The organism is Methylobacterium adhaesivum (assembly GCF_022179065.1).
Classification (GTDB): domain Bacteria; phylum Pseudomonadota; class Alphaproteobacteria; order Rhizobiales; family Beijerinckiaceae; genus Methylobacterium; species Methylobacterium adhaesivum.
In genome coordinates this window covers 129,578-148,264 of the sequence record NZ_BPQD01000001.1, presented here as the reverse complement: position 1 = coordinate 148,264, position 18,687 = coordinate 129,578, and the positions used below count along the sequence as shown (strand labels likewise).

General features: G+C 69.9%; 21 protein-coding genes. 9 read left to right on the top strand and 12 right to left on the bottom strand.

Translation table 11 applies throughout. The features are described 5' to 3' along the window. Positions 1 to 147 precede the first annotated feature (147 nt). From MFF01_RS00670 to MFF01_RS00660, 3 genes are read right to left on the bottom strand one after another with little or no spacing between them, the layout of a single operon-like run. Positions 148 to 789, bottom strand: a complete 642-nt coding sequence (locus tag MFF01_RS00670; RefSeq protein WP_238221192.1) for a Smr/MutS family protein — start codon at positions 787 to 789, stop codon at positions 148 to 150. After that, the gene (mltA, locus tag MFF01_RS00665; protein WP_238221191.1) at positions 786 to 1,979 is read right to left on the bottom strand and encodes a murein transglycosylase A; all 1,194 of its coding nucleotides are present in this window, start codon (positions 1,977 to 1,979) and stop codon (positions 786 to 788) included. Before mltA ends, MFF01_RS00670 begins: the two co-directional genes overlap by 4 nt. A gap of 16 nt (positions 1,980 to 1,995) precedes the next feature. Next, positions 1,996 to 2,721 carry a Tim44/TimA family putative adaptor protein gene (locus tag MFF01_RS00660; RefSeq protein WP_238221190.1) on the bottom strand — a complete coding sequence of 242 codons (726 nt, stop codon included), beginning with the start codon at positions 2,719 to 2,721 and terminating at the stop codon, positions 1,996 to 1,998. Positions 2,722 to 3,086: 365 nt separating this feature from the next. Between MFF01_RS00660 and secB the strand changes: the two genes are divergently transcribed. From secB to hisS, 4 genes are all read left to right on the top strand, one after another. Then, the gene (secB, locus tag MFF01_RS00655) at positions 3,087 to 3,599 is read left to right on the top strand and encodes a protein-export chaperone SecB (protein ID WP_238221189.1); all 513 of its coding nucleotides are present in this window, start codon (positions 3,087 to 3,089) and stop codon (positions 3,597 to 3,599) included. 400 nt (positions 3,600 to 3,999) lie between these two features. Continuing rightward, positions 4,000 to 4,479, top strand: coding sequence for a hypothetical protein (locus MFF01_RS00650; RefSeq protein WP_238221188.1), 480 nt, complete (start codon positions 4,000 to 4,002; stop codon positions 4,477 to 4,479). Between the two features lie 143 nt (positions 4,480 to 4,622). Further along, the gene (locus MFF01_RS00645; protein ID WP_238221187.1) at positions 4,623 to 5,114 is read left to right on the top strand and encodes a DUF3429 domain-containing protein; all 492 of its coding nucleotides are present in this window, start codon (positions 4,623 to 4,625) and stop codon (positions 5,112 to 5,114) included. A 78-nt stretch (positions 5,115 to 5,192) separates the two neighbouring features. Further along, positions 5,193 to 6,716: a histidine--tRNA ligase gene (hisS, locus tag MFF01_RS00640; protein WP_238221186.1), complete on the top strand. Its 1,524-nt coding sequence runs from the start codon at positions 5,193 to 5,195 to the stop codon at positions 6,714 to 6,716. An 83-nt stretch (positions 6,717 to 6,799) separates the two neighbouring features. On the opposite strand, the gene MFF01_RS00635 is transcribed toward hisS, so the two are convergent. Continuing rightward, on the bottom strand, positions 6,800 to 7,222 hold the full coding sequence (locus MFF01_RS00635; RefSeq protein ID WP_238221185.1) for an organic hydroperoxide resistance protein: 423 nt from the start codon (positions 7,220 to 7,222) through the stop codon (positions 6,800 to 6,802). Positions 7,223 to 7,470: 248 nt separating this feature from the next. Between MFF01_RS00635 and MFF01_RS00630 the strand changes: the two genes are divergently transcribed. After that, positions 7,471 to 8,016 (top strand): MarR family winged helix-turn-helix transcriptional regulator, encoded by a 546-nt coding sequence (locus MFF01_RS00630; protein WP_238221184.1) that lies wholly within the window; start codon positions 7,471 to 7,473, stop codon positions 8,014 to 8,016. A 49-nt stretch (positions 8,017 to 8,065) separates the two neighbouring features. On the opposite strand, the gene MFF01_RS00625 is transcribed toward MFF01_RS00630, so the two are convergent. Then, positions 8,066 to 8,428: a c-type cytochrome gene (locus MFF01_RS00625; protein WP_238221183.1), complete on the bottom strand. Its 363-nt coding sequence runs from the start codon at positions 8,426 to 8,428 to the stop codon at positions 8,066 to 8,068. A 313-nt stretch (positions 8,429 to 8,741) separates the two neighbouring features. On the opposite strand from MFF01_RS00625, the gene MFF01_RS00620 reads away from it, so the two are divergent. Both MFF01_RS00620 and MFF01_RS00615 read left to right on the top strand, forming a co-directional pair. Continuing rightward, complete coding sequence (locus tag MFF01_RS00620; RefSeq protein WP_238221182.1) at positions 8,742 to 10,175, top strand: FAD-linked oxidase C-terminal domain-containing protein; 1,434 nt, start codon at positions 8,742 to 8,744, stop codon at positions 10,173 to 10,175. A 71-nt stretch (positions 10,176 to 10,246) separates the two neighbouring features. After that, positions 10,247 to 10,516 carry a hypothetical protein gene (locus tag MFF01_RS00615; RefSeq protein WP_238221181.1) on the top strand — a complete coding sequence of 90 codons (270 nt, stop codon included), beginning with the start codon at positions 10,247 to 10,249 and terminating at the stop codon, positions 10,514 to 10,516. Between the two features lie 33 nt (positions 10,517 to 10,549). Here the strand turns inward: MFF01_RS00615 and MFF01_RS00610 are convergent, their stop codons facing one another. The 5 genes from MFF01_RS00610 to MFF01_RS00590 all read right to left on the bottom strand — a co-directional run bounded on the left by MFF01_RS00610 (position 10,550) and on the right by MFF01_RS00590 (position 14,393). Next, the gene (locus MFF01_RS00610; RefSeq protein ID WP_238221180.1) at positions 10,550 to 11,239 is read right to left on the bottom strand and encodes a spermidine synthase; all 690 of its coding nucleotides are present in this window, start codon (positions 11,237 to 11,239) and stop codon (positions 10,550 to 10,552) included. Between the two features lie 22 nt (positions 11,240 to 11,261). Continuing rightward, entirely contained in the window at positions 11,262 to 12,107 is an 846-nt protein-coding gene (locus MFF01_RS00605) for a 23S rRNA (adenine(2030)-N(6))-methyltransferase RlmJ (RefSeq protein WP_238221179.1), read from the bottom strand. 10 nt (positions 12,108 to 12,117) lie between these two features. Beyond that, positions 12,118 to 12,804, bottom strand: coding sequence for a ribonuclease T2 family protein (locus tag MFF01_RS00600; protein ID WP_373319598.1), 687 nt, complete (start codon positions 12,802 to 12,804; stop codon positions 12,118 to 12,120). Beyond that, positions 12,783 to 13,250: a hypothetical protein gene (locus MFF01_RS00595; RefSeq protein ID WP_238221178.1), complete on the bottom strand. Its 468-nt coding sequence runs from the start codon at positions 13,248 to 13,250 to the stop codon at positions 12,783 to 12,785. The genes MFF01_RS00600 and MFF01_RS00595 overlap by 22 nt, the downstream gene beginning before the upstream one ends. Before the next feature lie 135 nt (positions 13,251 to 13,385). Further along, entirely contained in the window at positions 13,386 to 14,393 is a 1,008-nt protein-coding gene (locus MFF01_RS00590) for an extensin-like domain-containing protein (RefSeq protein ID WP_238221177.1), read from the bottom strand. A gap of 111 nt (positions 14,394 to 14,504) precedes the next feature. On the opposite strand from MFF01_RS00590, the gene MFF01_RS00585 reads away from it, so the two are divergent. Next, positions 14,505 to 15,740 carry an amidase gene (locus MFF01_RS00585; protein WP_238221176.1) on the top strand — a complete coding sequence of 412 codons (1,236 nt, stop codon included), beginning with the start codon at positions 14,505 to 14,507 and terminating at the stop codon, positions 15,738 to 15,740. Positions 15,741 to 15,841: 101 nt separating this feature from the next. Then, positions 15,842 to 16,606, top strand: coding sequence for a methyltransferase (locus tag MFF01_RS00580; RefSeq protein WP_238221175.1), 765 nt, complete (start codon positions 15,842 to 15,844; stop codon positions 16,604 to 16,606). A gap of 4 nt (positions 16,607 to 16,610) precedes the next feature. On the opposite strand, the gene metW is transcribed toward MFF01_RS00580, so the two are convergent. Together metW and metX are read right to left on the bottom strand one after the other, a co-directional pair. Then, a complete protein-coding gene (metW, locus tag MFF01_RS00575) occupies positions 16,611 to 17,303 on the bottom strand; it encodes a methionine biosynthesis protein MetW (protein WP_238221592.1) in 693 nt (230 codons plus the stop codon). A gap of 5 nt (positions 17,304 to 17,308) precedes the next feature. Then, entirely contained in the window at positions 17,309 to 18,517 is a 1,209-nt protein-coding gene (metX, locus tag MFF01_RS00570; RefSeq protein ID WP_238221174.1) for a homoserine O-acetyltransferase MetX, read from the bottom strand. Between the last annotated feature and the right edge of the window lie 170 nt (positions 18,518 to 18,687).

Below are 18,687 nucleotides of genomic sequence, written 5' to 3'. Positions count from 1 at the left end.
CACTGTCTCAGCACCTGTCGTCGGACCGTTGAAAAGGACGGTTCCGCGCATCGTCTTGGGGGAGTCTGGAAGACTCGCGGGATGCATCACGGCGTATTGGGAGGGACTTCGACGTTATCGTGATTCTTTCGCTTGCTCAAGCCGGAATCAACGACGGCGCAGGCGGACGTAGAGGGCGCCGGCTCCGCCGTGGTGACGGGCCGCTTCCTCGAAGCCGAGGACGATGCTGCGCAATTCGGGCGCCCGCAGCCAGTGCGGCACGCTGCGGCGCAGGACGCCGCGCTCGGAAAACGCGTCGTCGTAATCCATCCCGCCCTTGCCGGTGACGACGAGAACATGAGTGTGACCCGCCGCCCGCGCTCGCATGAGGAAGCCCATCAGGGCGCCGTGCGCCTGCGCCTGATACATTCCGTGGAGATCGATCCGGGCATCGACCTGCAGGGCGCCGCGTCGGAAGGCGAGACGCACGCGTCGCTCCAGACCCTGCGCCAGGGGAGGGGGGGCGACCACGGGGGGCGGAAGCGTCGCTGGGGGATTCGGCTTCAGGATGAGTCGCTTACCCGGTGGTTTCGCGGCCGGCGCGGGCTGCTTCGCCATCGGTGAGGGTGGCGACTTATGAGCCGGCTTCATGATGGGCTTTGCCGGCAGGATCGGTGCAGCGATCACCGGGCTCGGCTTCGGTTTCGCCGGCCGGGCGCGACCGCGCAGGGGCGTGATCAGGCGGGCGATCTCGCCCCACAGGTAGGCATCCTCGCCCGAGAGGCCGCGGGGCCGCCGGGGGGGCCTCATGGCCCGGCCGGCGCGGCGGCGCGCGGCAGCAGCACGACGAAGCCCGCCGGGGCCCGCAGGTTGCCGGCGGCGACGCCGGCCGCTTCGCCGGTGCCAAGATAGAGGTCGCCCCGCGCCGGACCGACGATGGCCGAGCCGGTATCGGCCGCGATGACGATGCGACCGGTCGCGGGATCGTCCGAGGCCTCGATCCAGAACGGCAGGCCGTAGCGCCAGAGGGTCGAATCCACGGCGAGGCTGTGGCCGGGGCTCAAAGGAACCCCGGCGGCGCCGGGCGGTCCGAGGGCGGCATCCTCGACGGGCGCGAGCTTGAAGAAGATGTACGATTGGTTGCGGCGCATCAGGCGGCGGGCGATCTCGGGATTGTCGCGTAGCCAGCCGGTCCAGCGCGCCAGGGTCAAGCCCTCGAGGGGCAGATGGCCTTCGGCCACCAACAGCTTCCCGATGGCGGTGTAGGGGCGGCCGTTGCGCCCGTCGTAGAGCACCCGCACGACCCGCCCATCCGTGAGGCGCACCCGCCCCGACCCCTGGACCTGGAGGACGAAGAGATCGACGGGGTGGAGCCAGAGCAGCGGAATCCGTGACGGCCCCGGCCCGTCGTCCTCGATGGCGGCCCGGTCGGGATAGGGAACGAGGCCGGCCTCCGTGCGGCGCGCGGCGCGCAGGGTGGGGTCGAGGCCGGGATGCGCCTCGCCCGGCTCCAGGCTCACGAGGTCGGCGGGGCGGGCGAGAACCGGCGCGGTGTAGCCGGGCGCCGCCTCGGGCGAGCCGGAGAGTTCCGGTTCGAAATAGCCCGTCAGGAAGCCCGTGCGGCGCACGGGCGTCCCCTCGGCGGCGGGCCGGACGACCCGGTAGGCGGCGAACGCCGTGGCGAAGAAGCTGGCGGCCCCTTCGGGGGCAACGGCGGCGGCCCGCGCGCAGGCGGCGGACAGCGCGGCCGCGTCGCCGGTGATGGTTGGAGCCAGGGGCACCGGCGCCGCCGCACAGGTCCGGCGGAAGGCGTCGAGGGCCCGTTCGGGATCGGGACCGGGGAAGCCGGCGAGCTGTGCGACGTCGACGGCTTCCAACACCGCGCCGCCCACACGCAACGGCTCGGCCGCCTGCGCAGCCGAGCCGGGAAACACGGAGCCGAGACAGGCCGCCAGGGCCGTCGCGGGAGGCAGGAAGCGCCGGAGCGCCGAACCGGGCATGACCGGTGAGGGCCGCCTAGGCACCGGCTTCGGTGGCGACGAGCTGCCAGTTCGGATCGCGGGTGCCCAGTGTCCGGGCGAAGGTCCAGACGTCGGGCACCTCGACCACGGTCTCGGCGCTGCCGTCGATCACCTGACCCTGGGCGTTACGGGTCGCGGTGATGAGGTGGGAGAGGAAGCGCACCGTGACCTGGGCCACGCGGTTCTTGACGTCGACGGCGACGATCTCGGCCTTGTCGAGGGACACGAAGGTGGTCTCCACCACCTCCTTGCGGCCCTCGCGCGCGTCGATTTCACGCTCGAAACCCTCGCAGACCTCCCGCGAGAGCAGGCTGCGCAGCGTCTTGCGATCGCCCTTCGCGAACGCGATCACGATGGCTTCGTAGGCCGATTTCGCGCCCTCGACGAAGCTGCGCGGATCGAAGCCGGGCTCCACCTGCACCACGGCTTCGAGGCCGTTGGCGATGGCCGAACCGGGCTCGGCGATGCCGCGCCAGTCGCGGGCTTCCGGGCGCGGTGCCGTCTGCGCTCGGTCGGCGGAGGCCCGATCGGCACCGGGCAGGCGCACCACGTTGTCGCCCTCCGGCCGGTTGGCCGGCGGCTCCGTGCGGCTGCGGTCCACCGGCTTGAAGGGGGAGCGTTCCGCGCCGGTCTTCTGGCCAAGCACCGAACGCAGGCGCCAGATCACGAACACCGCCAGGGCGAGGAAGATCAAGGTCGTCAAATCGAAGGAATCCTGCATCACCGATCCTGATCGTGGCCGTCGCACGACGACTGCAATTCGAGGGGCTCCGGAAAACCCTGTCGGACGTGCTTTAGCCGAGCCCCGCGCCGGGAGCGAGCCGACTCGCCCGAAAGCGTCTCCGCTACGGCGGCCCTCCTGAGACACGGGATATGGTGCGCGCCCAGCCCCGGTTCCAGGCGCGGCGGGCGTGCCTTGTTCGCACTCCATCGGCATGATAGCGCGCTCTCGCACCGGACGGGTGGTCGCAACCGTCGCCGAACGAACGACAGCCGGCCCGCGCATGCTCCCGAGGATCGTGCCCCCCGAGGATCGTGCTCCCGACGAAGCATGCTCCTGGGGCACTTGAGAAGGACAAGAACGCCATGGCCGACACATCGGCACCGAACGGGAACGGTGGCGCCACGGCGCAGACCGAGGACCAGCTCCCCGCCATCAACGCCCTCGGGCAATACGCCAAGGATCTCTCCTTCGAGAATCCGAACGCCCCGCGCTCGCTCCAGCCTCAGGAATCGGCGCCGCAGATCAACATCCAGGTCAACGTCAACGCTCGGCAGATCGCGGAAGAGGATTTCGAGGTCGAGTTGACCCTCGAAGGCGATGCCAAGACCGGCGGCGACGTGCTGTTCGCGTTCGAGCTCACCTATGCGGGCATCTTCCGCATGCGCAACATCCCGCAGGATCAGCTCCATCCGGCCGTGATGATCGAGTGTCCGCGCCTGCTGTTCCCCTTCGCTCGCCAGATCGTCGCTGAAGCCGTGCGCAATGGCGGCTTCCCGCCGCTCTACATCGATCCCATCGATTTCGTCGGCCTCTACCGCCAGAAGGCGATGGAAGCGCAGGGACAGGGCGTCGAGAGCGGCCCGCTCTCCTCCTGAGGACGCCGCTCCTCCGCTGACCAGTAGGAGGTCGGCGGAGGAGCAAGGTTTCAGCGTCGGGTCTCGAGCCCTGTTGCGCACGGGTTGCATCTCCCTTGTGCCGGTTGTGCTAGTTGGGACGGCGCGGCGGAACCTCCCGGCGCGGGTCGGCCTGGACCGGGAGAACGGGTTGGTCATTGCAACCCAACCCGCGAGATGCCCCGAGATGCGTTCCTTCCATTCCCGCAGGACGCCGACGCCGCCCTTGGCTGAACACCGGCCCAGGCGGCCGCGTGTCGCTGCGGCACTCCTGCTCGGACTAGGTCTCGGCTTCGGCGTATCCGGCTGCGTTACGCCGGCGCCGAATCGCCTTTCCTCCGTCGAGACTGCGGAACTTCGCTTCACCAGCCTGGATGTTCGGGTGCCCGAGACGGCGCCCATCGTCTGGGGCACAGCCGAGGCGGATTACGCCCGGGCCAACGGCCTGTCACCGAACGATCCCGCCGTGGCGGCGACGCCGGCAGGGCGCGCCTTCGTCCGCGATCTGGTGGCGCGTCGCCTGAAGACCAAGCTGGAGCGGGTCCTCGCCAAGCGGCCTGCGGGCACGCGGCCGGTTCGCCTCGTGGCCACCGTCACCCGCGCCGATATTCCCTCCGCCATCCGCCGCATCACCATCGGCGGCAACCCGACGGTCAGCGCCGATATCGACATCGTGGACGCGCGCACCAACGCAGTGATCACCACCTACAAAGGCGGGATCGGCGTCAAGACCGTCGGTCAAGGGCTCACGGGTATTCTGATCGATGCCGCGATCACGGCCGGCGAAACCGACGATCTCTTCGACCGCGCCGCCGACGACTACGCGCAAGGCTTCGGCGACTGGCTCGCGGCGGCGCCGTAAAGGGCCTGACGAAACGCCCGCGCGTCCTCCGTTGCTCTCCGCGACGCCGACGATGCCGCGGGCGTTTTGGGAGAGGCACAAGAACGCGGAACGGGCCGAGCGTGCCGCGGTTGGTGGGGACCGACCGCAGGACACCCGATACGATGGACGACCGCCCCGATAGCCGGACCTTACGCGTGACCGAGCCGCGCGCCGTGCCCTGGCTGAGTGTCGTGTTCGGCTACGGGCCGATGCTGCCCTTCCTCATGGGCGCAGTGGCCGCTTGGGCCTGGCAGGGCAAATTCCTCGGCGATGCCGCCGAGACCGTGACGACCCTCTGGGGCTGCGCCATCCTGCTGTTTCTATCCGGGGTCCGCCGCGGCCTCAGCTTCCGCACCGAGGGGGGCGCGACGCTGGCCCAGATCGCCACGATGATCGGGCTGTTCAGCCTCGGATTCGCCGCCCTGGTGCTCACCGTCCTGGACGAGACCGTGGCCGCCCTGGCCCTGCTCATCCTCGGCTTCGGGGCCCTCACGATCCTCGATCCGATCGCGGCCCGGCGTGGGGAGGCGCCGCTGTTCTTCGCGCGCCTGCGCCCGGCGCAGATCCCGCTCGCCATCCTGGGGCTCGTCGGGCTGCTGGCCCTGAAGCTCTGACGCCCGCGCTTGCCGCTCCCGTCCGCGCGCGATAGAGCCCCCGCACCCTTCCCAAGCCGTCCGCAAAGCGAAACCACCATGGCCAAGGCCGATTCCCACAAGGCCGACACCCTGAAAGCCCGCCTGCCGCGCGGCTTCGTCGATCGGCGCGAGGACGAGATCGCGGCCCAGCACCGGATGCTCGAGACGATCCGGCAGAGCTTCGAGCTCTACGGGTTCGAGGCCCTGGAGACCCCGTTCGTCGAGTACACCGAGGCCCTCGGCAAGTTCCTGCCCGACCTCGACCGGCCGAACGAGGGCGTCTTCTCGTTCCAGGACGACGACGAATCCTGGCTGTCGCTCCGCTACGACCTGACGGCGCCGCTTGCCCGCCACGTGGCCGAGCATTTCGATGCGATCCCCAAGCCCTACCGCAGCTTCCGGGCCGGCTACGTCTTCCGCAACGAGAAGCCGGGTCCGGGGCGCTTCCGCCAGTTCATGCAGTTCGATGCCGACATCGTCGGGGCCGGCACCGTCGCGGCGGATGCCGAGATCTGCATGCTCATGGCCGACACCCTCGAGAAGCTCGGCCTCGCCGGGCAGTTCGTGGTCAAGGTCAACAACCGCAAGGTTCTCGACGGCGTGATGGAGGCCATCGGCCTCGCCGGGGCCGACAAGGCCGGCCAGCGCCTCACCGTCCTGCGCGCCATCGACAAGCTCGACCGCCTCGGGCCCGACGGCGTGCGCCAGCTCCTCGGCGCGGGCCGCAAGGACGAGAGCGGCGACTTCACCAAGGGCGCCGGCCTCGACGAGGCGGCGGTGGAGCGCATCCTCGCCTACGTCTCGTTCCAGTCCGCACCCATTGAGGGCGCCGACCGGATGGCGTTCTGGGAGCAGTTCTTCGGCGCCTGGAGCGATGTGGTGGGCGATTCCGTCACCGGCCGCGAGGGCATCGCCGAACTCCACGCGATGATGCGGCTCTGCGCTGCGGCGGGCTACGGCTTCGATCGCATCCGCGCCGACCCCTCCGTGGTGCGCGGCCTCGAATACTACACCGGCCCGGTCTACGAGGCGGAACTGACCTTCCCGGTCGTCAACGACGAGGGGCAGACCGTGCGCTTCGGCTCGGTGGCGGGCGGCGGGCGCTACGATGGCCTCGTCGGACGGTTCCGGTCCGAGCCGGTGCCGGCGACGGGCTTCTCCATCGGCGTCTCGCGCCTGTTCTCGGCGCTGCAACTCATCAAGAGCCCGCTCTTGGAGGGCACAAGCAAGCCCGGCCCGGTGGTGATCCTCGTCCTCGACCGCGAAAACATCGCGGATTACCAGCGCCTCGTCGCGACCCTGCGTGCGGAAAACATCCGGGCGGAGCTCTATCTCGGCGGCTCGGGCATGAAGGCGCAGATGAAGTACGCCGATCGGCGCGGATCGCCCTGTGCCATCATCCAGGGTTCGAACGAGCGCGAGGCCGGCGAGGTCCAGATCAAGGATCTCATCGAGGGCGCCAAGGCGTCGGAGGGCATCGCCAGCAACGCCGAGTGGAAGGCCGCCCGGCCGGCCCAGTTCTCGGTGCCGGAAGCCGAGATGGTCGCGCGGGTGCGCGAGGTGCTGGCACGGCATTACTGAGCGACCGTTACTTCGATCGACCCCAAAAAGAAGCCCCGCGCGAGACCGTCTCGCGCGGGGCTTCTTTCACATTGGGAGAGGGGTCAGCCGACTGAGATATCGACCTGAATGTTGCCGCGGGTGGCGTGGGAGTACGGGCACACCACGTCGGCCCGCTTCACGAGATCCTCGGCCACGGCGTGGTCGACGCCCGGCAGGGTCGCCTTCAGGGTGACGACCAGACCGAAACCCGTGCCGTCGTCGCGCTTGCCGATGCCGACAGTGGACTCGACCTTCGAATCCTCGGCGATCTTCACCTTGTCTTGAGCCGCCACGAACTTGATGGCACCGAGGAAGCAGGCGGCGTAGCCGGCGGCGAAGAGCTGCTCGGGGTTGGCGCCGGGAGCGCCGTTGCCGCCGAGTTCCTTCGGCGTCGTGAGCTTGACGTCGACGGCCTTGTTGTCGCTCGCGGCGGAGCCCTCGCGGCCACCGGTGGCGTGGGCGTGTGCGGTGTAGAGTGCCTGCATGACGGGTCTCCTGTAATGGGAACTGGGATTGGCGGGACGCATCGGACCTCACGGCCCGTATATCGATTGTGCGCAATCTTGTTTGCTTATCGCAGAGGGATCGATTGCGCGCAACCCGGTTTTTCGCACTGCGAAGGTCGATTGTGCGCAATGTGAGTTGTGTCTAAGATAAGCCGTCTCATCCAATGCGACACCCCTGAGCGGGTCGCCGGATCACGCGCCACGCTCGAGAGAGGAACAATCACCGCATGTCGGGCCGTGACGACACCCCGACCCTTTCGGATCGCCCCGTCCTTCCGCCGACGGCGCAGAGCCTGGATGGGCAGTTGTGCTTTGCCGTCTACGCGGCGGCGCACGCCTTTGGTCGGGCCTATCGGGCCCTGCTGGCGGCCCATGACCTGACCTACCCACAATACCTCGTGCTCCTCGTCCTGTGGGAGCAGGAAGGGCAGACGGTCAAGGAGATCGGTTTGCGCCTGTTCCTCGATTCCGGAACCCTGACGCCGCTTCTGAAGCGGTTGGAAGCCTCAGGCCACGTTCGCCGCGCCCGCGACCGCTCGGACGAGCGCCAGGTGAGCATTTTCCTGACGGAGAAGGGCCGGGACCTGCAGGGCCGGATGGAATGTGTGCCCCGGGAGCTCGGGGGCCTCACCGGTCTCGATCTCGATGGGCGTCTGGCGCTCCTCGATACCCTGGTGAAGCTGCGCGGCGCCCTGCATACGGGGGCGGGCGAGGGCGAGACGACTGACCGCCGCACAACGAAAGAAGCCGCCCCCGCGGGGACGGCTTCCTAACGGGCTTTCACGCAATCCGGCCCGTCGGCGATGGGCCGGAGCCTCGATCTCAGGACTTGGTCTTGAGGTAGGCGATGATGTCGTCGACCTTCTTCGGGTCCTTGATGCCGGGGAACACCATCTTGGTGCCGGGGACCTTCTTCTTCGGGTCGGTCAGCCACTCGTGCAGGTTGGCCTCGTCCCAGGTGATGCCGGAGGCCTTCAGGGCCGCCGAGAAGGCGTAGCCATCGGCACCCTCACCGGCCTTCGAGCCGACGACACCCTTCAGGGTCGGGCCGACGCCGTTCTTCTCGAAGTTATGGCAGGCCTTGCAGGGGGCGAACGCCTTCTCGCCGGCGGCGGCATCGCCCTCGGCATGGGCGGAGAGGGGCAGCAGCAGCGCGAGGGCGGCGCCGAGGATGAGGTGACGCATTCTGGTTTCCTCCTGGAGGGGGCTTTGAACCACCCGGGCTTATGGCAGAGCTTGGGCCTTTAGAACAGATCAAGGGTGAAAACGTTCCGGTCGGCTCGATGGCGTCTGCGGCGAAAGGAAGCTTCGGTGAGCCGTGATCGCGGTCCTATCCCGTGCCCTGGCCGAAGCCGCTGGGAAGGTCGTGGATTTGGCTGTACCCTGCATCCTCGGCTGTTTCGACCACGTTACCGGTCCTACGCCGTCCAAGCTGAGCGCAGGCTGAAAACGGTCGCGCTGGTGCGGAATGTCCCGAGGAACGCCCCGAGGAACGCCCATGTCGATCGCCTTTCCCGTGCCGGATGCCGGCATCGTCGCCCGCCGCGACGCCATCGTCGCCGGTCTCGCGTCCCTGGTCGCGCCCGAAGCCCTGGTGACGACGGAAGACGAACGCCGTGCCTTCGAGACCGACGGACTCACGGCCTACCGCAAGATGCCGCTCGCCGTGGTCCTGCCCTCCACCACGGCGGAGGTCTCGGCCGTGATGGCTTATTGCCACGCCCAAGGGGTGCGGGTGGTGCCGCGCGGGGCCGGCACGTCGCTCGCCGGCGGCGCCATCGCCCAGGAGGACGCCATCATCATCGGCGTGGCGAAGATGAATCGCATCCTCGACATCAGCTACGAGAACCGCACGGCGCGGGTGGAGGCGGGCATCACGAATCTCGCCATCTCGGGGGCGGTCAGTCACGAGGGCTTTTTCTACGCCCCCGATCCGTCGAGCCAGCTCGCCTGCACCATCGCGGGCAACATCGCGATGAATTCCGGCGGTGCGCATTGCCTCAAATACGGGGTGACCACGAACAACCTGCTCGGCGTCACCCTTGTGCTGAACGACGGCACCGTGGTCGAGATCGGCGGCGACCACCTCGATTCCGGCGGCTACGACCTTCTCGGCCTCGTCTGCGGGTCGGAGGGGCAACTCGGCATCGTCACGGAGGCCACCGTGCGGATCCTGCGGGGCGCCGAGGGCGCGCGTCCGGCACTGCTGGGCTTCGCCTCCGTTGAGGATGCGGGCGCCTGCACCGCCGCCATCATCGCCGCCGGCATCATCCCGGTGGCGATGGAGTACATGGACCGCGAGGCGATCCTCATCACCGAGGATTTCGCACAAGCCGGCTACCCGCGCGACGCCGAGGCGATGCTCATCATCGAGGTCGAGGGCTCGGACGCCGAGTGCGAGGCCATGCTCGCCCGAATCGTCGCCATCGCGGAGGATTTCCGCCCGACGAGCCTACGGGTGTCGAAATCGGAGGCCGAGAGCGCCGCCATCTGGAAGGGCCGGAAATCGGCGTTCGGCGCCACGGGGCGCATCTCCGACTACATCTGCATGGACGGCACGATTCCCACGGGCCAGCTTCCCCTGGTGCTCGAGCGTATCGGTGCCATCTGCGCCGGCCACGGCCTTCGGGTCGCCAACGTGTTCCATGCGGGCGACGGCAACCTGCACCCGCTGATCCTGTTCGACATCAACAAGCCGGGCGAACTCCAGAAGGCCGAGGCCGCTGGGGACGCGATCCTGAAGCTCTGCGTCGAGGTCGGCGGCTGCCTCACGGGGGAACACGGCGTCGGCATCGAGAAGCGCGACCTCATGCGCTTCCAGTACGAGCAGGTCGACCTCGAGCAGCAGATGCGGGTGAAGAACGTGTTCGATCCCGGCTGGCTCATGAACCCCGCCAAGGTGTTTCCCCTGGAGGGTCGCGTCGCGGCGTGAGGGGAAGGGGCTTTACCGGAACGGCGCGGCGCATCCCGGTGTTTCATCCTCCGCAATCGTGGAGGATCATCATGCGGATCGTTTCAACCCTGTCGGCCGTCGCCCTCGCGACCCTCGTCACCGCCGGCGCCGCCGAGGCCAAGGGCTGCATCAAGGGGGCGATCATCGGTGGCCTCGCCGGGCACTACCTCGCGGAGCGCGGCGTCGTCGGCGCCGTGGCGGGGTGCCTCGGCGGGCGCTACCTCGCCAATCGCAAGGCCCGGCGCGAACGGGAGATCGACTACGGCTCCCGCGTGCAGCAGCGTGGCCCGGCCTACGGCCAGCGCGGCTACAATTACTGACGTCCGGCCCGATCGGTCACGGGGGGAGGGGGCTCAAGCCGTCGCGGCCGCCGCCTCCACCCGTACGCCGATCCATAGCACGTGGCGCCGCCCACCCGGATGAGCGGGAAAGCGGATCTCCTCCATGGCGAAACCGCAGCGCTTCAGCCGGGCCTTGAACCGGCGGTCGGGCGAGCCCGACCACACCGCCAAGATGCCGCCCGGCCGCAGGGCGTAATGGGCACGCTTGAGGCCCCAGACATCGTAGAGCCGGTCGTTGGACCGGCGCGTCATACCCTTCGGGCCGTTGTCGACGTCGAGGAGGATCGCGTCGTAGCGGGCCGGGCCCGATTGGATGAGGCGGTTCACGTCCGCCTCGACGACGCTGACGCGCGGGTCGTCCAGGCTCGTACCGTGCAGGTGCGCGAGGGGGCCGCGTGCCCAGGCGACGACGCCCGGCACGAGCTCGGCGACCACCACCTCGGCTTGCGGTCCGAGAACCTCGAGGGCGGCGCGCAGGGTAAAGCCCATGCCGAGGCCGCCGATGAGGATGCGGGGCGCGGTTCGACCCGCGAGCCGTTCGCAGGGGATCGTCGCCAGGGCCTGCTCGGACCCGCGGTCCTGATCGGTCATGAGTTCGGACGTACCGACCTGGATCGAGAACGCCTCGCCCCAGCGGCGCAGGTGCAGGGTGTCCCGCCCGCCGGGGATCGGCGTGCTGTCGAGGTCGATCCAGTGCGTCACGCACGTGTCTCCGCCAAAGCCCCTACGCTTGTGCACCGAACGCCTCGCAGCGAAAGGCCCCGTAGTCGGTGCGCGCCAAGCGCTCGGCCAGCGCCGGCAGGAACAGCATCGCTTCCTCGGCCAGGCGCCAGGGCGGGTTGATCACGATGAGGCCGTTGCCGTTCAGCCGCGTTGCATCGGGTTCGCTGACGAGGAGGTCGAGGCGCAGGGCGGGGCGGTTCAGGGCGCCATGGAGTTCGGTCACCATGCGGTCGACGTGGGACACGTCCTTGATCGGGTACCAGCCGAGGTAGATGCCCGTCGGCCACTTCGCCACGGCCTTGGCGAGGGCCGCGCCGAGGCGATCGATTTCGCCGAGTTCCTCGTAGGGCGGGTCGATGAGCACGAGGCCGCGCCGTTCGGGCGGCGGGATCAGGGCGCCGAGCGCCGTCCAGCCGTCGAGGTGCATCACCTTGGTTCGTGAATCCTGATTGTAGCGCTCCCGCAGCGTCTCGGCGTCGGCGGGGTGCAGCTCGACGAAGACACCTTTGTCGGTGGAGCGCAGGAACTCGCGGATGATGGCGGGCGAGCCCGGATAGGTCGTGGCGCCATGGCGCGCCTGGGTGGCCGCCACCGCCGCCCGGTAGGGCGCGAGAAGGTGCTCCACCGCCTCCGGGAACGGCGTGTCGAGGCGGCCCCAGCCCTCCGCCGCCTCGCCCGTGCGCCCGGCCTCGTCTCCGGTGAGGTCATAGAAGCCGAGGCCCGCATGGGTGTCGATGGCCCGGAACGGCGTCGCCTTGGCGTGCAGATGCGTCAGCACCCGCGTCAGGACGAGGTGCTTGAGAACGTCGGCGAAGTTTCCGGCATGGAAGGCGTGGCGATAGTTCACGGGGCGGCTTTCAGCGCGCGGCGTCGATGGCGACCTCGCCGGCGCGGCAATTCTGGCGTGCCACCTCCGGGCAGGGGGTGAAGCCGCGCAGGTCCTTGGACAGGCAGATCCGCACCTCCTGCAGCCGGCCACGCACGCAGGCGACCGACATCATGTCCGGGCGCAGGCCCTTGTTGGCCATGACGAACTGGCGGGCGATCTCGATGGGCGCCGCGCGGGTGTCGGCGCTGGGCTTCTGGAACGCGTCGGGAATCGTCACCGCCTCGCGGGCCGTGCGGGCGGCGCGGAAATAGGCGGCCGGATCGAGGCCCGAGCAGGTGCCGTGCCGGCGCCATTCGTGGCGGGCCAGCCCCTCGCTCGGATAGACCTCGCCGGCCGTCTCCATAGCCTGCCGGGTCGGCGAGCGCTCGACGCTGGAGCAGTTCGACGGGTAGCCCCGCGTGTATTGCGGCCACAGGCCGTGAACGACGAAGCCGAGGCCCCGGCCGGGCCGGCACTGGCCGTTGGCTTCGCGCTGCGCCCCGTCTCCGTTGCAATAGGTCGGCGACCACGACAGGGCGAGGACGTAGAAGTCGAACTCGCCCGGCGTGCCGCGCTGGTCGTAGCCCTGGGCGCAGGCGGCGCCGGACGCCCCGACGAGGAAAGCGGCGGCGAGGGCGAGCCCTCGATGCAGGCTCACGGACGGGCTTCGCGGCAGGCCGTGGCGTAGGCGTAGGCGAGGTTGCGGTCGAGGCCGTGGACGCAGAACTCGATGCCCCAATCGGCGCCGATGATCCCGAGGCCGTCGCGCACGGAGTAGTCGACCTTGCGACGGACGCCGTCGGAGGTGGTCGCGACCGCGCTGCAATAGCGCCGGGGCACGAAGTCGAGGCCCCAGGGGCGCCAGGCTGTGCGCTCGATGCGCTCATAGCTCACGATGGTGAGGGTCGAGTTCCAGAACTTGCGCTCCTTCTCGGCGAAGTGGGTCGAGAGCCGCTCCAGCACCTCGGACGCCTGACAGCCGGGGATGTGGGCGTCGTAGTTGAACTCGCGCTCCTCGGCGGGGGTGATCTCCTCGCGACCCGAGCGGGCGAAGGCCGGCTGCAGGGCGCCGACCAGGACGAGGCCGAGGGCGAAGGCGGCGGAAAGGCGGTTCGGGCGCATGCCGGCAATCTTTTGCTGGAGTCCGTACAGTTGCGCGGAACGATGGCCGCTGCAGCGTCGGAGTCAAGCTTGCGCGCCGGGCCGGTCGTCGGTTTCACCGCCCCTGGGGTGCGGGGGGCACAGTGATCGCGACGGTCAGTAGATCGGGTCCGATAGGCTGGGCGCCGACAGGGACAGGGGCTCGCGCTCGAAGCCCGGGGCCGGCTCGTCGAAGCCATGGGCCGTGGCGAGGCGGGGCCGGGACACCGGGGCCGCCACGTAGGCCGAAGGCGCGGCGCGAGCCGCGGGCACCGGCACCCGCGCGAGCTGCGAGGGGGCGGCCCGGGGTGCCGCCTTCTGCGACATCGGGCTCACGCCGTAGGGATCGTCCTCCTCCACGTCCACGGGGGCCTGGGGGGGCGCCGGCAGACGCTCGACGGGACGCGGACGCGACACCGGACGCGCGACGCCGTCGGCGCCGAGCTGGGGCGTGAACTTGATCAGCGGCTGGCAGATCCGGCGCAGGCCGCGCGGATCGTGGCGGGCGAGGTCGACGTGGATGTGATCGTAGTGGAACACGTTGGAGCCCGGCGCCAGCACCGTTGAGAAGCGTGCGCACGCGCCGAGGAACACTTCGCGCAGGAACCCCTGCTCGGCTTCCGTGCCGCGCCAGCCGCCCTTGACGGTAATGACGTAGCCGTCGGCGAGCTTGAACGACATGATGTCGACGGCATTGCCGAAGGAATGCTCCGAGAGCTTGGCGCCGGCCTGGTTGTTGCGGCCCCGGCACGCGTAGGTGCCCGCGTTGATCTCGGCCACGGGCTGGCCGAAATACAGGTTGGCGGCCGGCTGGATCGTGTCGGCGAGCCAGGCCTCGGCCTCGGCGAGCGCCGGGCAGGCCAGGGTCACGCGCTGCTTCAGGGCGACGCTGCCGCCGCCGAGGCGGGTGACCCGGTAGGGCTGCAGCATGCCGCATACGCCCGGCCCCTCGATGGCCTTGGCCGGGGTGATGAACTCGCTCGTCTCGACGAGGCGCTTGGCGTTGCAGGCCTGTTCGGCCTGGTCGCGCCAGGGCTCGCGCTGCTCAAACTTGTTGAGCGCACAGCCGGTGAGCCCCGCGCCGAACAGCGCAAGGGCGGAGAACGCGAGAACGCTACGCCACATGACGAAGACGATGCGGGGCTTTGCGTAAAGGCTTCGTCAACGATGCGGGGCGCGGCGGCCGACCTGTGGATACGTGTTGACAGATGGCCTCTCAGGCCGGACTTCCCTGCCATGCTGTCCCTCGTCGATCTTCGCACCCGCATCTCCGCCGGGACCCTCGATCCGGTCGGCGCCGTCGCCCTGTCGCGCGACGCCATCGCCGCGCGAGAGGCGAGCCTCGGGGCCCTTGTCCACGTCGCATCCGATCCGGTGATCCCGCGCGATGGGCCCCTCGCCGGCATCGCCGTCGGCATCAAGGACATCATCGATACGGCCGACATGCCGACGCAGATGGGCTCGGCCCTCTATGCGGGCTGGCGGCCCAAGGCCGACGCGGCCATCGTCTCCCGCCTGCGGGCGCTGGGTGCCGTGCCGCTGGCCAAGACCGCCACCTGTCCGTTCGCGAGCCGTGACCCGTCCGCGACGGTCAACCCGCACGATTCCGCCCACACGCCCGGGGGCTCCTCGGCGGGCTCGGCGGCGGCCGTCGCTGCCGGCCTCCTGCCCCTGGCGCTCGGCACCCAGACGGCCGGCTCGGTGATCCGCCCCGCCGCCTTCTGCGGCATCGCGGCGATCAAGCCCTCGTTCCGGCTGCTGCCGACCGTCGGCGTGAAGACCTTCTCGTGGGCCCTCGACACGATCGGCCTGTTCGGTGCGGGCATCCGCGACGTCGCCCAGGCCCTCGCCCTCCTGGCCGATCGCCCGGCCCTCGATCTTCCGGCCGGCGGGATCGCCGCCCCCCGGATCGGCCTCGTGCTCCAGGATTTCGCCGACTCCGCCGATCCCGAGGCCGTCGCCGCCCTGCAGCGCGCGGCGCGCGCGGCCGAGGCCGCCGGAGCGACGGTGACCGACCTTGCCCTGCCTCCGCAGCTCGCCGAGGCCTGGGCCATCCATATGACTGTGCAGGACTTCGAGGCCCGGCAGGCCCTGGCCTGGGAATACGCCCACCACCGCGAGGCCCTCGGGCCGGACCTGCGGGCCGAACTCGACGGGGCGCAGGCCCTCGATGCCGCGTCCTACGACGCGGCACGGCGCACGGCCCACCGTGCTCGCCGCGTCCTCAAGGATCTGTTCGGCGAGGTCGATGCGCTTCTCACCTTCTCGGCCCCCGGCCGGGCTCCGGCCGGGCTGACCAGTACCGGTGACGCCCGCTTCAACCGCCTCTGGACCCTCATGGGTGTGCCCTGCGTCAACCTTCCGGTGCCGGGGGATGGCCTGCCGCTTGGCGTGCAGATCGTCGCCCGCTTCGGCGACGACGGGCGCGCGCTGGCCGTGGCACGGGCGATCGAGGCGGCCCTGGCGCGGTGAGGGCCGGGCCCGTGACTCAGGCCCGATGCTTTCGTGCGGCTTGAGCCCCCGCCGCCCGACGGCTATCGCCACCCTTCGCGCCACGAGAAGCGTCCTCTCCCATGCGTTCCTGGAAGCAGGCTGTGGCCCGGGCCTTCGACGGGGCCGAGGGCTATGACGCCGCCGCCATCATCCAGGCCCGGGTGGCCAGGGGCTTGGCGGCCCGCGTCGCGTCCCTGCCCCTGGCGCCCGCGCCGTCCGTCCTCGAAATCGGCTGCGGCACCGGACTGCTGACGGCGGCCCTGCACGAGCGGATCGTCCCCGGGGCGTACCTCGCCACCGACCTCGCCCCCGCCATGACCCTGCGCTGCCGCGCCCGCATGGCCCTGCACCCCCGCCCCCATCCGCGCTTCGTGGTGATGGACGGCGAGCGGCCGAGCCTCGCCCCGGGCTTCGACCTCGTCTGTTCGAGCTTGGCCGCGCAGTGGTTCGAGGATCTGCCCGGCTCACTTGCGCGGCTCGCCGGCCTCCTCGCGCCCCGGGGCCATCTCGCCGTGGCGACCCTGGCCTCCGGGACCTTCGCCGAATGGCGCGGGGCCCATGCCGATCTCGGCGTCACGGCGGCGACGCCGGCCTATCCGGCGGCGGCGGACCTCGCGGCCCTGCGCGTGCCGGGCTGCACCCTCGCGGTCGCGTGCGAATCCCTGGTCGAGACCCATGCGGATGGGCGTGCCTTTCTCAACGCCCTGCGGGCCATCGGCGCCGGCACGCCGGACGGCCGCGCGTCCCTGTCGCCGGGGGAGCTGCGGCGTGTCCTGCGCCGCTTCGAGGCGGATGGTGCGCGCGTGACCTACGAGGTCGCGACCCTCCTGGTGCGACGGGACTGATCCGTCAGGGTCTTGTCGGCCCGCTTGAGATTTCACTGGCCTCCTGGCTCAACAGGAACACGCCCTGCGCGCCGATGAGATTCCAGACCCACCACGGCATCGAGAAGCGCATGGGCCGGCCCCGGGCATCGAGGGCCGTGGCCTTCTCGATGCGTGCCCCCACCATCCGGCACAGGCCGACGAAGTCGCGAATGGTGCAGTGGTGGATGTTCTGGGTCTCGTACCATTCTTCCGGCATCAGGGCAGTCACCGGCATCCGGCCACGAAAGCCGAGTTCCGCGCGCACGCGCCAATGCCCGAAATTCGGGAATGAGATCACCACCTGCCGGCCGATGCGCAGGAGGTGTTCGAGAACGATGCGTGGGTTGCGCGTCGCCTGGATGGTCTGGGAAAGGACCACCACGTCGAAGGCGTCGTCGGGATAGTTCGCCAGATCCGTGTCGGCATCGCCCTGGATCACCGGCAGGCCGCGGGCGAGGCACGCGTTGACGCCCTCGCGCGAGAGTTCGATGCCGCGTCCGTCGACGCCGCGCCGGTCGCGCAGCAGCGCCAGGAGCGTGCCGTCGCCGCAGCCGATATCGAGGACCCGCGCGCCCGGCGCCACGAGGCCGAGCACCACGAGATGGTCGATGCGCGTCCCGTCCCGCTCGCCCTGTGGCAGCGAGGCGGCGGCATCCCAGGGGGCGACGTCGCGCAACTGCTTCACAGGCCGCGCGCCCGAGCGGCGGCATCGATGAAGCCGCGCGCCGCCGCGAACATCACCGGCTCGTCGAGAAGGAAGGCATCGTGCCCCTTGTCACTCTCGACCTCGACGAAGGCCACCGCCGCCGAAGCCGCGTTGAGGGCGTGCACGATGGCGCGGGAATCCGCCGTGGGAAACAGCCAGTCGGAGGTGAAGGACATCACGCAGAAACGGGTCTTCGTGCCCTTGAAGGCCTTGGCGAGGACGCCGCCATGGTCGGCCGCGAGGTCGAAATAATCCATGGCGCGCGTGAGATAGAGGTACGCGTTGGCGTCGAACCGCTCGACGAAGCTGAGGCCCTGGTGGCGCAGGTAGCTCTCGATCTGGAAGTCGGCATTGAACGAAAAGGTCGGGGCCGAACCGCCCTGGAACCGCCGTCCGAACTTGCGGTGCAGGGCCGGCTCCGACAGGTAGGTGATGTGCGCGCCCATGCGGGCGACGCCGAGGCCCTTGGCGGGGCGTGTGCCCATATCGAGGTAGCGCCCTTCGGCCCAGGCCGGATCGGCCATGATCGCCTGGCGGCCGACTTCGTGGAAGGCGATGTTCTGGGCCGAGTGCCGCGCCCCCGTGGCGATGGGCATGGCGGCGAACACACGCTCCGGATAGAGCGCCGCCCATTGCAGCACCTGCATGCCGCCCATGGAGCCGCCGATACACAGGAACAGGTCCCGAATCCCCAAGCGATCCAGCAGCATGGCCTGAGCCCGGACCATATCGCGGATGGTCACCAGGGGAAAATCGAGGCCGTAGGCGCGCCCAGTCTCCGGATCGACGGAGGCCGGCCCCGTGGAGCCCATGCAGGAGCCGACCACGTTGGAGCAGACGACGAAGTAGCGATCCGTGTCGATGGGCTTGCCCGGCCCGACCAGGGTCTCCCACCAGCCGCGCTTGCCCGTCACCGGATGGGTGTGGGCGAAGTGCTGGTCGCCTGTGAGCGCGTGGCAGATGAGAACCGCGTTGGAGCGGTCGGCATTGAGGGTTCCGGCCGTCTGGTAGGCGATCTGGAACGGTGCCAGGACCACCCCGGCATCCATGGTCAGGGGCTCGTCCGGGCCGAATTGCGCGACCTGCCCCTGCCCGTTGGGCGCCTCCGGTTCGACAACGGGCGGCGTATCCGTCTGGGCGGCCTCCGCGAGGATCTGAGCGGCTGGATCGAGCGACAGGGTCATGGGAAAGGGGGCTGGCGAAAAACGGTCTCGAGACATCCCATGGGCGCAGCGCCCCTGAGGTGAAGTCGGGCGTTGATCCGGCCTGAGACGAGCGGATCCGTCGCGTCGGGATAGCAACGAGGTAGTGTGCACCCGTTCTGGCGTCAACGAAACCGTGGGTGGGCCGGTCA

Bases quoted from the DNA above. Each gene is read 5' to 3' on its own strand.
- MFF01_RS00620 (WP_238221182.1), top strand. From the start codon at position 8,742: ATGTCGATCGCCTTTCCCGTGCCGGATGCCGGCATCGTCGCCCGCCGC.
- mltA (WP_238221191.1), bottom strand. From the start codon at position 1,979: ATGCCCGGTTCGGCGCTCCGGCGCTTCCTGCCTCCCGCGACGGCCCTG.
- MFF01_RS00625 (WP_238221183.1), bottom strand. From the start codon at position 8,428: ATGCGTCACCTCATCCTCGGCGCCGCCCTCGCGCTGCTGCTGCCCCTC.
- MFF01_RS00635 (WP_238221185.1), bottom strand. From the start codon at position 7,222: ATGCAGGCACTCTACACCGCACACGCCCACGCCACCGGTGGCCGCGAG.
- metX (WP_238221174.1), bottom strand. From the start codon at position 18,517: ATGACCCTGTCGCTCGATCCAGCCGCTCAGATCCTCGCGGAGGCCGCC.
- MFF01_RS00670 (WP_238221192.1), bottom strand. From the start codon at position 789: ATGAGGCCCCCCCGGCGGCCCCGCGGCCTCTCGGGCGAGGATGCCTAC.
- MFF01_RS00660 (WP_238221190.1), bottom strand. From the start codon at position 2,721: ATGCAGGATTCCTTCGATTTGACGACCTTGATCTTCCTCGCCCTGGCG.
- MFF01_RS00590 (WP_238221177.1), bottom strand. From the start codon at position 14,393: ATGTGGCGTAGCGTTCTCGCGTTCTCCGCCCTTGCGCTGTTCGGCGCG.
- secB (WP_238221189.1), top strand. From the start codon at position 3,087: ATGGCCGACACATCGGCACCGAACGGGAACGGTGGCGCCACGGCGCAG.
- MFF01_RS00580 (WP_238221175.1), top strand. From the start codon at position 15,842: ATGCGTTCCTGGAAGCAGGCTGTGGCCCGGGCCTTCGACGGGGCCGAG.
- MFF01_RS00630 (WP_238221184.1), top strand. From the start codon at position 7,471: ATGTCGGGCCGTGACGACACCCCGACCCTTTCGGATCGCCCCGTCCTT.
- hisS (WP_238221186.1), top strand. From the start codon at position 5,193: ATGGCCAAGGCCGATTCCCACAAGGCCGACACCCTGAAAGCCCGCCTG.
- MFF01_RS00595 (WP_238221178.1), bottom strand. From the start codon at position 13,250: ATGCGCCCGAACCGCCTTTCCGCCGCCTTCGCCCTCGGCCTCGTCCTG.
- MFF01_RS00645 (WP_238221187.1), top strand. From the start codon at position 4,623: ATGGACGACCGCCCCGATAGCCGGACCTTACGCGTGACCGAGCCGCGC.
- MFF01_RS00615 (WP_238221181.1), top strand. From the start codon at position 10,247: ATGCGGATCGTTTCAACCCTGTCGGCCGTCGCCCTCGCGACCCTCGTC.
- MFF01_RS00585 (WP_238221176.1), top strand. From the start codon at position 14,505: ATGCTGTCCCTCGTCGATCTTCGCACCCGCATCTCCGCCGGGACCCTC.